Genomic DNA, 11,510 nt, shown 5'->3' with positions numbered 1-11,510 from the left:
TTTTGAAGGAGAGAGTTGTTTTAATACTTCTTGCATGTGCGCTGGTGTCTTGTGATTTTTTTAAAGAGGCAGATGATAGAATTCCTGTGGCGAGAGTAGGAGAAAACTACTTGTATCAAGAAGATATTAAAGATTTGGTGGCAGACGGAACTGCTAAAGAAGATAGCACGCAAATTGTAAGTGGTTTTATAATTCGATGGGCAACACAACAACTGTTGTTAGATGGTGCAGAACGAAATTTACCAGAGCAAAAGCAATCTGATTTTAATAAGTTGGTCGATCAATATAAAATGGATTTGTATACCAAAGCTTACTTAGAAGCTTTAGTTATAAAAAGTATCGATACACTCGTAGATGAAACTCAAGCTAGGCAAGTATACGAAGCTAACCAAGAAGTGTTTAAACTCAATGAAGAACTGGTTAAGTTTCGATATATTACAATTCCTCAAAATGCTATAAATGAAGATGAAATCGAAGAGCGATTTAGAAGGTTTAATACCGAAGACAAAAGGTATCTCGATTCTATCTCTGTTCAATTTAAGAGCTTCTCACTTAATGATTCAATGTGGATTAAAGCGTCACAAATCACCGAAAAAATTAATGTTCTAAATTCTGAAAACAAAAAAGAACTGTTAAAAAAATCTAATTTTGTACAACTCAAAGATTCATTAGACCTATATTTGATGCAAATTAAAGACGTATTATCACAAAACGATCTAGCGCCTTTAGAGTATGTAAAACCTACCATTAAACAGATTGTAATTAACAAAAGAAAATTAGAGTTGATAAAACAGCTTGAAAAAGATATTACCAAAGATGCAATTAAAAACAAACAATTTGAAGTTTACAACTAAATCGGTTCTCGTGGCAATCATTGCATGCGTATGTACTGTAAATGTTTCATTAGCGCAAGAGATTATTCAGGATGAAGTAGATAACTCTAAAAAGAAAATGGATTCAACACAAACATCGGCCAGAAAAAAGGTAGATGGCGTTGCTGCTGTTGTTGGAGATTTTGTGGTTTTAGATTCTGATATCGACAAAGAATACATTCAGCTACAGGCCAGAGGTGTTTCTATAGCAGAGATTACCAGATGTCAACTTTTCGGAAAACTGCTGGAAGATAAGCTTTATGCACATCATGCTATTCAAGATAGTATTACAGTAAATGAATTAGAAATTCGTTCTAATATAGAGCAGCAAATGAATACCTTTTTAGAACAAAAAGGAGGTTCTATGAAAGAACTTTTAGAGTTTTATAATAAGGATAGTGAAGAGAGTTTACGTGAGGAAATGTTTGAAATCAACAAAAATGCAAAACTTGCTGGTGACATGCAGAGGAAAATTATTGCAGATGTTGAGGTAACTCCAGAGGAAGTAAGAGAGTATTTTAATAGTATTCCTGAAGAGGAGAGACCAGAATTTGGAACAGAACTTAAAGTAGCTCAGATTGTGGTAATTCCTGAAATTAGTGAAGAAGCTAAGCAAGATGCTATTGATAAATTAAAAGAATATAAGGCAGATGTTATTGAGAATGGAGCCAGCTTTACTACAAAGGCTGTATTTTATTCTGATGACAAGGCTGCACGTAGTAAGGGAGGTATGTATACCTTAAACAGGAAACGTCCTCAAATGGTAAAGGAATTTCGAGATGTTGCTTTCTCTTTGCAAGAAGGTGAAATTTCAGAACCTTTTGAAACAGACTTCGGGTATCATATTATATTACTAGAGAAGATTAGAGGACAGGAATATGACGTAAGACATATTTTAATTCGTCCAGAAATTACAGAGTCTTCAATATTGGCTGCTAAAGAAAAGATTACTAAAGTGAGAGATCGTATCCAATCGGGTGACCTAACATTTGCAGATGCAGCTCTTGAGTTTAGTGATGAAAAAGAAACTAAATATAATGGCGGAGAACTTATCAACCCATATACTCAAGATTCTAGTATGGAGTTGACAAAGATGGATCCAGAACTTTATGGCCAGATTCAAGACCTAAAGGATGATGAGATTAGTTTGGTATTACAAGATCAAGACAGAATAAACCCTATTAAGTTTAAAATATTAACGGTTACTGATAGAGTAGATGAACACAAAGCAGATTTTGCACGTGATTATTTAAAGATTAAAAATCTGGCGCTTCAGGAAAAGCAATTCAGAGAAATTCAGAAATGGCAAGAAGAAAAGATATATGATACATATGTGAAGATTTCTGACGATTATAAAGATTGTGAATTTAATAGTAACTGGTTAAAAACTGAAAAGAAATAATATGTCTGACGTCGCTGCAATTGAACAGTTTGTAAAAAAATATAATGCCCTAAAAACCGAAATTTCCAAAGTTATTGTTGGACAGGATGATGTTGTTAATCAGATTTTGATTTCTATTTTTTCTGGAGGACATTCCTTGTTAATCGGTGTTCCTGGGCTAGCAAAAACCTTAATGGTTAATACTATTGCTCAGGCGCTTGGTTTAGATTTTAAACGTATTCAGTTTACACCAGATTTAATGCCTAGCGATATTTTAGGAAGTGAAATCCTAGATGAGAACAGACAGTTTAAATTTATTAAAGGGCCCATCTTTGCAAACATTATTTTGGCAGATGAGATTAACCGTACGCCTCCTAAAACACAGGCTGCTTTGCTAGAAGCAATGCAAGAACGAGCGGTTACAGTTTCAGGACATCATTATAAACTGAGTTTGCCATATTTCGTTTTAGCCACTCAAAACCCAATTGAACAAGAAGGAACTTATCCTTTACCAGAAGCGCAATTAGACCGTTTTATGTTTGCCATTAATCTTGATTACCCTTCGTTCAAGGAGGAAGTTGAAGTGGTAAAATCGACCACTACAGATGTACAGGCTAAAGTAAATGCACTGTTTACAGCTCAAGAGATTATTGATTTTCAAAATGTAATACGTCGTATTCCTGTGGCTGATAACGTTATTGAGTATGCCGTAGGTATGGTGGCGAAAACTAGACCAAATACATCTACTGCATCAGATTTAGTATCTGAGTTTGTAGATTGGGGAGCAGGACCAAGAGCATCTCAAAATTTGGTGTTAGCATCAAAAACACATGCCGCAATTAATGGTAAATTCTCACCAGATATTGAAAACATTCAGGCTGTAGCTTCAGGTATTCTTCGTCATAGAATTATTAAAAATTATAAGGCTGAAGCCGAGGGTATTAGTGATGATCAAATCATTAAGAGTCTATTTTAATAGTATCCTATCCTCGAATTTATAGTACTCAAGTTGACCTAGTGTTTTATTTTTAGGTTTTGACGTAATTCTTATTTAGTATGAAATTTATTGTTACAGTTAGAGGGCATTTCGATTATCCGACGTTTGTAATTGTTGATTTTGACAAAGGAGAAGTCATTGAAAAAAGACAATACAAAGAGTTGTTTTCTGAAGATATTCCAAGTAACAAATTAGGTTTTGCTGGTGTTAAGCGTGTGAATGATGAATTTTGGATGGCCACATGGGATAGATTGATTAGGTTTTCATTGCCTGGTTTAACAGTTGAAGAGGTGATTGCTCATCATCAGTTTTCTGATGTTCATGGCTTGTGTGTTACAAATGATAAGTTGTTTTTAGCTAATACAAACCTCGATGCCGTTTTTGAAGTTGACCTAAAATCAAAACATGTTGAACCGTTTTGGTTTGGATGGGGATTAAACAAGAAAACAGAAAAAACACTACAAAGTAGTTATGATAGTGAAACGAGCTATAACATCATGACTAAAAAAGACTCGCTGCTCCATCAACATCATATCAACAGTGTTCATGAAAGCTCCAAAAGAATGTTTATATCTTATTTAGGGAAATCTACGGCAAGGTTCAATAAGATTAGAAAGAAACTTAAGATCAATAAAAAAAGATATGGAGGTCTCGTTGTTTTAGATGATCAGAAAAAATGTATAAAACATTTCAAGTGTGAAGGACTCCATGATGCTTTTGAAATTAACAATGAATTAGCTTACACTCAGTATTTTAGTAATTCGTTATTTGTTGTGAACCCAGTCACTTTGAAAAAGAAGATTGTTGCACTAGAAATGAGTTCAGATTTGAAGAATAAATTCTTAACAAGAGGGGGTTACCAGTTAAATGATAATGAGATAGTAGTTGGTCATACATTGAGAAACGGATGGTCCATGAATAAGCCTTATAGTTTAATGAGGGTTTATGATTTAGAAGGTAATTATTTGAATAAGGAAATACGGCTAAATGACGTTGTAGGTATTTATGAGTTTTGTAAATATTGAGAGACATTTTAATCGTCCAATAACGTTTTAATATCGTCTTTTAAAAGTTCGACTTCTTCATTTAAAAGGATATTATAGAACCCTCTAATATACTGTTCTTTATCTATTAGTGCCACATAGCTTGAATGATAAAAATCTGTACCATCTTCATTGGGTTTAAAGTTGGTTTTTAACCTACTCGCTAAAAGTTCTAATTGTATTTCTGATGTACCTCTTAATAATTGCCATTGCTTAGAATCGATATCATGAATGGTAGCGTATTGCTTGAGTTGACCAACGCTATCTTTTTTGTAATCAATGGATATTGAGTATTGTTTGAAATTTTCTTCTGAAGAAAAAGTATCTACAATCTCGTGTTGCTTGTTGCGCATAGGAGGACAAATAGAAGGGCAACTCGTGAAGAAGAAATTCATGGTATGCACATAGCCTTTGGTTGAATCGGATGTGATCAAATTCCCATCCTGATTTGTAAATTCGAAACTGTCAATTTTATAAAGTTCTTTAGCTCCGTTTACATAATTGTAACTTAGTATTGGGAGTGCGTTTGTGTCTTTTTTACAAGACATAAGCACTAAAAATACTAGTATAAAAATTTGAAGTTTCAAAAGACTAGAATTTGAGTTCGTTTATCTTTTTTTCCATAGCGTCGTCGTAATAAAAAATAGCCATGCTAGCCATCATTTCTTGATCCTTATCTGTTGTATTGTTAACTTCAAGAAGCATCTCATAAGTATGATCTTCATACATCCAAACACCTTTTTCACTAGAAAATGAAGGTGTTCGTTTTAAACCTATTTTATTCTCGAAATTTTCACTCTTACAATCGTAGATAATTTGATTTGTAGTTTTGTCTTTGAGTACAAATCTATTCGCAAAGGGATGTAAATGTGATGTAATTTGATGTAACCTAATACTGTCCTTTATATGAAGTTGTGAAGAGGCGTCATACGCGTAATTATGTTTTCCTGGTTTAATAATCCAATGACCAGACAACGGATTGCCTTTAGTATCAATGTAGGTGTGATTTTTTGTTTCCACAGGAATACAAGCATTTGGTAATTGTTCAGTTGGTCCTTTATCGGGATTATTAGGATCAAAAGGAAACATCATAAATACAGTTTTTGGCTGAAGTGGAATTAAAGGTTTTTGACTGTGCTTTGTGTATCCAATTTCAATTTTGTGTTTAATATGAAAAGAGGAGTCAGTAATATTATGATTTAGAGCTTGCGCATTTATAAATAGACGTTCATTAGAGAACACCGGAAACCCAAAACCCTCTGGGAGTTTAAAATTTTCAACGCCATTACTTATTGATGTTATCCTTGGATATTGAGAATTGATGCGATCTGTCATATTCCAACGGTTGTAATGCTCGGCATCGCGATATTCGAAATTAGTGTGACATACAAAGTCGTTTGAAAGGTTACGAGCTTCATCAGAAGATATAGCGTTGGTTTTAAAGGCAGTGAGGTACAATAATTCTTCATTAGAGTCGTCAATAACAACATATTGATCAGACTTAGGACCTTCCATTGATTTATAAATGTTACTGATCACAAATGTTGGGGACGTGAAAATGACTTCAGAATCATTTAGTTCTTTTTTCCATTCAGAATCAACCAAATTTAATGTGTAATAAATCTTAGATTTTATCAATTCTTGGTGCCTTGTTTTAAGGGATTTAAAATAAATAAATCCAGCTGCTAGAATTAAAAACAGAAAAATTAGTATAAATTTAGATCTTCTACGCATGAGTAAAACTGTATATTCAAATGTAATGAAACCCTTATGATAAAAAAAATAGCTGGATTAGGATGAAAGTAAATTGCAAGAACCGAATTTTTGGTCTAGATATTATGCGAGCTATAGCCATTTTACTGGTAGTTGCTTCTCATTCTGTTTGGATTTTTCCGCATACTAAAAACATCTTTACAGATTTGATGAGTGTTGCTGGTCTTATTGGTGTAGAGATTTTTTTCGTTCTAAGTGGTTTTTTGATTGGTCGATTGATTTATAAACTGTTTACAGCATCTAATTATAGCGCTAAACATATGGTTTACTTTTGGGTTAGGCGATGGTTTAGAACACTTCCAAACTATTATTTGATTCTTGTGTTTAATATCTTTCTAGCGCTTTATTTAGGAACGAAGCTGCCAGAGTCTTTATGGCAATACTTCTTCTTCATTCAAAACTTTAGTTGGGAAATGCCACTGTTTTTTGGAGAATCTTGGAGCCTGCCTATTGAAGAGTTCGCTTATATTATTGGACCTTTACTGTTGTATATGACGCTATTTCTAAAACTTAGGATTAGTAGGCCTAAACTATTTTTGATGATAACCGTACTTATAATTTTTATGTTCTTTTTGACCAAAACATATTATTATTTCAATCATCCACAAACTACTATGATGTTCTGGAATGTGAATCTAAAAGCAGTTACCATTTATAGAATTGATGCCATTTATTATGGTGTGCTGGCAGCATATATTGCCATAAATAAAACCGTGTTTTGGACACGATACAAGTATTTGTTTTTTAGTATTGGTCTATTGGTTTTTGTGGCACTTAATTTTGTTGTACCTGCAAAACAAATATTTATTGAGGCTTATCCGTTTTTTTGGAACGTTCTGTATTTACCTATAAATAGTCTCGCTATAACATTAACACTACCAGTATTGTCTCAGATTAAAAGTGCTCCAAAAGTACTAGTCGTACCAGTAACTTTAATTAGTCTAATTTCGTATTCCATGTACTTGATTCATTACGCTGTGGTAATGCAATTAATGAAGCATTTTTTTCCTACTGAAGGGTTGTCGTCTCTCAGTTTAATTATCTATTTGATAAGTTATGTCACTATTACTATTGGAGCTTCTTATCTTTTGTATAGGGTTTTTGAAAGACCAATGACTAATCTCCGTGAACATGAGAAAATTAAGAATCATTTTAAATAAGCCTCAATTGTTAATTTAATAATTTTAGTGCTATTTATTTGTTAATTTTTCATTTAAATGATTAAAAAATCATCATTCATTGATTTATTTTCAATGTTTTTCACATTTCATTACATATTTTTTAATTTGTTTTAAAATTTGTAATTTTGCATGACTTTAAAAATGAAAATCAACCTTTTAAATATTACTTATGGCTTTTGATATAGACATGATAAAAAAGGTTTATTCGAATATGACAGAGCGCGTTGATGCAGCTCGTGATATTGTAGGTAAACCACTAACGCTTTCAGAAAAAATATTATATGCTCATCTCTGGGATGGTAAAGCAACTAAAGCATTTACTAGAGGAAAAGATTATGTAGATTTTGCACCAGATAGAGTAGCTTGTCAAGATGCGACCGCGCAAATGGCGCTATTGCAATTTATGCAGGCAGGAAAGAAAAAGGTGGCTGTACCAACTACGGTACATTGTGATCACTTGATTCAAGCAAAAAACGGGGCAAGTTCAGATTTACAGCATGCTATAAATACAAGTAATGAAGTATTTAATTTCTTAGAATCTGTGTCAGATAAATATGGTATTGGATTTTGGAAACCAGGTGCTGGGATTATCCACCAAGTAGTTTTAGAAAATTATGCATTTCCTGGAGGAATGATGATTGGTACCGATTCGCATACTGTGAATGCTGGCGGACTAGGAATGGTAGCGATAGGAGTTGGAGGAGCAGATGCCGTTGATGTTATGGCTGGTATGGCTTGGGAGTTGAAATTTCCGAAGTTAATTGGTGTGAGATTAACAGGTAAATTGTCTGGATGGACAGCGCCTAAAGATGTTATTTTAAAAGTAGCCGATATTTTAACCGTAAAAGGTGGAACAGGTGCTATTGTAGAATATTTTGGACCTGGAGCAACAGCAATGTCTTGTACAGGAAAAGGTACAATTTGTAATATGGGAGCTGAAATTGGAGCAACAACTTCAACATTTGGTTATGACGAATCTATGGAACGTTATTTACGTGCAACCGATAGACCTGATGTAGCCGATGCTGCTAACGCCATCAAAGAATACTTAACAGCTGATGCTGATGTTTATGCTAACCCTGAACAATATTTTGATCAGGTAATTGATATTAACTTATCAGAATTAAATCCATTACTTAATGGGCCGTTTACACCAGATTTATCTACAGCTATAGGATCTGAAATGTCTGAAAAAGCAAAAGAAAATGATTGGCCAATAAAAGTAGAATGGGGATTAATAGGATCTTGTACTAACTCGTCTTATGAAGATTTATCTCGTGCATCTTCTGTGGCACAGCAAGCACTTGATAAAGGTTTAAAAACCAAAGCAGAATTTGGAATTAATCCAGGTTCTGAAATGGTAAGATATACGACTGAAAGAGATGGCATCTTAGAAATATTTGAAAAATTAGATGCTAAAATATTTACGAATGCTTGTGGACCATGCATTGGACAATGGGCGCGTTATGAAGACCCTAAAAATGCACCTAAAAATAGTATTGTACATTCTTTTAATAGAAATTTTGCAAAACGTGCCGATGGAAACCCTAATACCCACGCCTTTGTTGCATCTCCCGAATTAACAGCCGCTATTGCCATTGCTGGACGTTTAGACTTTAACCCATTAACTGATAAGTTAATCAATGAAAATGGAGAAGAAGTGATGTTAGATGAACCAACTGGATGGGAGTTACCTCCAAAAGGATTTGAGGTTGATGATAACGGATACTTAGCACCTGTTGAAGATGGTAGTGGCGTTGAAGTAAAAGTTGCCTCAGATTCAGAAAGGCTACAACTTTTAACACCTTTTACACCAATTGGAGATGAAATTACTGGAGCTAAATTATTGATTAAAGCCTTTGGTAAATGTACTACAGATCATATTTCAATGGCAGGACCATGGTTACGTTTTAGAGGGCATTTAGATAATATTGCTAATAATACCTTAATTGGTGCTGTAAATGCTTTTGGTGAAAAGACAAACTTTGTTAAAAATCAATTAACAGGTGAGTTTGGAGGAGTACCAGATACAGCAAGAGCATATAAAGCAGCTGGAATTAAGTCTGTGGTTGTTGGTGATCACAATTATGGAGAAGGTTCATCTCGTGAGCACGCAGCGATGCAACCACGTCATCTAGGTGTTGCCGCTGTCATTGTAAAGTCGTTTGCACGTATCCACGAAACAAACCTTAAAAAACAAGGGATGTTAGGTTTAACATTTGCTAACGAAAGTGATTATGATTTAATTCAAGAGGATGATACATTTAATTTCTTAGATTTAAATGAATTCGCTCCAGATAAACAGTTGACAATTGAAGTTGTTCATGCCGATGGAACCAAGGACACCATTAAAGTAAATCATACATATAATCAATCACAAATTGATTGGTATAATGAAGGATCGGCTTTAAATCTAATTAAAAAAGAAAATGCTGCTTAGCAGAAATTCTATTTATATAAAAAAGCTCTTGAGATATCAAGAGCTTTTTTTATGAATTTATGTAAGGATTCTTAAGTTATAACGACTGTCTAAGAAATCTAACAATAAAACACACCCAAATGCAGTCAATGTGGTTCTTTGACGATGTTAACCTATTTAAAGTACTCTGTCCTCATAAGTTTAAGTCTTATAAGAAGGATCATGATTTTGATGCTTATAAGAAAAAGGATTATATCTACTTTGAAGATGATTCAGCAAACAAAATTTATTTAATAGAAAAAGGCAAAGTTAAGATTGGTTACTACAATGACAATGGAGATGAAATTGTAAAGGCTATTTTATCTAAGGGAGAATTATTTGGAGAGAAAGCGATATTGGGTGACAATAAACGTGACGAATTTGCACAGTCTATAGACAACTCGACTTCAATATGTCCCATAGGTGTAACGACTATGCATGACCTAATGAGAGACAACCAGACGTTTAGTTTTAAGGTGTATAAATTTATTGGATTTAAATTCAAAAAACTAGAACGCAGACTTCAATTACTGTTATTTAAAGATACAAAAACGCGCTTAGTAGAATTTTTGGATGAACTGTGTGCCGACTATGGTTATGACTGCCCCAAGACAGGTGATAATGTTATCAAGCATCCTTATACTCAAAAAGATATTGCCTCATTAATTGGAACATCTAGGCCTACATTAAATATTCTTCTTAATGAACTTAAAGAAGAAAACTACATCAATTTTAATAGAAAAGAGATTAGAATCATTAAACATTCTGCATAATTGTTTAATTTTTTTTCACTTGTGTTAGATAGCTAACATTTTATAACAATAGCTAGTTATAATTTTGAAGTATAAATTTTAAAATTATAAGCGATGATTAAAAAAATGTTTTTAGCAGTTTTGGCACTTGGAATTTTTGCCACTTCTTGCAGTAGCGACGATGATAACAATGGTCCTACAAACTCAGACTTAACTCTTAATCTTAATGGTTTAGAAGCATTAGGAAGTGATTTTGTCTATGAAGGATGGATAATTGTAAATGGAGCTCCTGTATCTACAGGAACATTTACGAGTGTAACTTTTCCACAGACGTTTTCAGTGAATACAGCACAGTTAAATAGTGCAACTGCATTTGTGCTTTCAATAGAACCAGCGGTTGATCCAGATCCAGCTCCTGCTGCGACAAAAGTATTAAGAGGTGAATTCGCAGGTAACTCTGCTGCAGTTAATACAGGACTTATTGGAGACTTTAGCTCGGCATCTGGAATGTTCTTTTTAAGAACACCTACTGATGAAACAGGAACAAATAACATGAATGATGAATATGGTGTTTGGTTTGGTACGCCAGGAATGCCACCAACACCAAACTTTAACTTGCCAACTTTACCAGAAGGTTGGGCGTATGAAGGTTGGGTAGTAGGAGAGTCTGGACCTTTGTCTACAGGGACTTTTACCGAATTTGATACTGCCGATAGTTCAAACGGATTTAGCGGAACCGAAAATAACGCGGGACCTCCAATTCCTGGTGAAGATTTCTTTTTAAATGCTCCTGCAGGAGAAACATTTCCTTTAGATATTAGAGGTCGTACTGTAGTGATTTCTGTAGAACCTGTTCCAGATGATTCTCCAGCACCTTTCGCTCTTAAGCCTTTAGTGGGTACTGCTGGTAACGATACTGCTCCATCGACACATAGTTTTGGACAAAACCTATCGTCTTTACCAACAGGCTCTGTAACACGAAACTAGACTAGGGATTACAATATTTAAAGTTTTGTTGTTAGATTTGAAGCGCATTGCCGACTATTTGGTAGT

General features: G+C 34.1%; 10 protein-coding genes. 8 read left to right on the top strand and 2 right to left on the bottom strand.

Annotated elements, in window-relative coordinates; all coding sequences use genetic code 11:
- Nucleotides 1–2 precede the first annotated feature (2 nt).
- The 4 genes from Q0787_RS14405 (at nt 3) to Q0787_RS14390 (ending at nt 4,275) form a co-directional block, all read left to right on the top strand.
- Entirely contained in the window at nt 3–854 is an 852-nt protein-coding gene (locus Q0787_RS14405) for a peptidyl-prolyl cis-trans isomerase (protein ID WP_366915895.1), read from the top strand.
- A gap of 10 nt (nt 855–864) precedes the next feature.
- Entirely contained in the window at nt 865–2,274 is a 1,410-nt protein-coding gene (locus Q0787_RS14400) for a peptidylprolyl isomerase (RefSeq protein WP_366915894.1), read from the top strand.
- Between the two features lies 1 nt (nt 2,275).
- Nucleotides 2,276–3,229, top strand: a complete 954-nt coding sequence (locus tag Q0787_RS14395; protein WP_298903540.1) for a MoxR family ATPase — start codon at nt 2,276–2,278, stop codon at nt 3,227–3,229.
- Between the two features lie 80 nt (nt 3,230–3,309).
- Complete coding sequence (locus tag Q0787_RS14390) at nt 3,310–4,275, top strand: hypothetical protein (RefSeq protein WP_298903539.1); 966 nt, start codon at nt 3,310–3,312, stop codon at nt 4,273–4,275.
- Between the two features lie 8 nt (nt 4,276–4,283).
- On the opposite strand, the gene Q0787_RS14385 is transcribed toward Q0787_RS14390, so the two are convergent.
- Nucleotides 4,284–4,880: an SCO family protein gene (locus Q0787_RS14385; RefSeq protein ID WP_298903538.1), complete on the bottom strand. Its 597-nt coding sequence runs from the start codon at nt 4,878–4,880 to the stop codon at nt 4,284–4,286.
- A gap of 4 nt (nt 4,881–4,884) precedes the next feature.
- Nucleotides 4,885–5,931 (bottom strand): hypothetical protein, encoded by a 1,047-nt coding sequence (locus Q0787_RS14380; RefSeq protein WP_298903537.1) that lies wholly within the window; start codon nt 5,929–5,931, stop codon nt 4,885–4,887.
- A 158-nt stretch (nt 5,932–6,089) separates the two neighbouring features.
- On the opposite strand from Q0787_RS14380, the gene Q0787_RS14375 reads away from it, so the two are divergent.
- From Q0787_RS14375 to Q0787_RS14360, 4 genes are all read left to right on the top strand, one after another.
- A complete protein-coding gene (locus Q0787_RS14375) occupies nt 6,090–7,226 on the top strand; it encodes an acyltransferase (RefSeq protein WP_298903536.1) in 1,137 nt (378 codons plus the stop codon).
- A 190-nt stretch (nt 7,227–7,416) separates the two neighbouring features.
- Entirely contained in the window at nt 7,417–9,687 is a 2,271-nt protein-coding gene (locus tag Q0787_RS14370) for an aconitate hydratase (protein WP_298903535.1), read from the top strand.
- A gap of 119 nt (nt 9,688–9,806) precedes the next feature.
- Nucleotides 9,807–10,478, top strand: a complete 672-nt coding sequence (locus Q0787_RS14365) for a Crp/Fnr family transcriptional regulator (RefSeq protein ID WP_298903534.1) — start codon at nt 9,807–9,809, stop codon at nt 10,476–10,478.
- A gap of 93 nt (nt 10,479–10,571) precedes the next feature.
- A complete protein-coding gene (locus Q0787_RS14360) occupies nt 10,572–11,444 on the top strand; it encodes an anti-sigma factor (protein WP_298903533.1) in 873 nt (290 codons plus the stop codon).
- Nucleotides 11,445–11,510: the final 66 nt, after the last annotated feature.

Source organism: uncultured Psychroserpens sp., from assembly GCF_947492715.1.
Lineage (GTDB): Bacteria > Bacteroidota > Bacteroidia > Flavobacteriales > Flavobacteriaceae > Psychroserpens.
The sequence above is the reverse complement of the archived record's forward strand: the minus strand, read 5'-3'. Positions and strand labels throughout refer to the sequence as shown.

Excerpts from the sequence above, each read along its gene's own strand:
- Q0787_RS14395 (WP_298903540.1), top strand. The coding sequence starts at position 2,276 with ATGTCTGACGTCGCTGCAATTGAACAGTTTGTAAAAAAATATAATGCC.
- Q0787_RS14390 (WP_298903539.1), top strand. The coding sequence starts at position 3,310 with ATGAAATTTATTGTTACAGTTAGAGGGCATTTCGATTATCCGACGTTT.
- Q0787_RS14375 (WP_298903536.1), top strand. The coding sequence starts at position 6,090 with ATGAAAGTAAATTGCAAGAACCGAATTTTTGGTCTAGATATTATGCGA.
- Q0787_RS14370 (WP_298903535.1), top strand. The coding sequence starts at position 7,417 with ATGGCTTTTGATATAGACATGATAAAAAAGGTTTATTCGAATATGACA.
- Q0787_RS14365 (WP_298903534.1), top strand. The coding sequence starts at position 9,807 with ATGCAGTCAATGTGGTTCTTTGACGATGTTAACCTATTTAAAGTACTC.
- Q0787_RS14360 (WP_298903533.1), top strand. The coding sequence starts at position 10,572 with ATGATTAAAAAAATGTTTTTAGCAGTTTTGGCACTTGGAATTTTTGCC.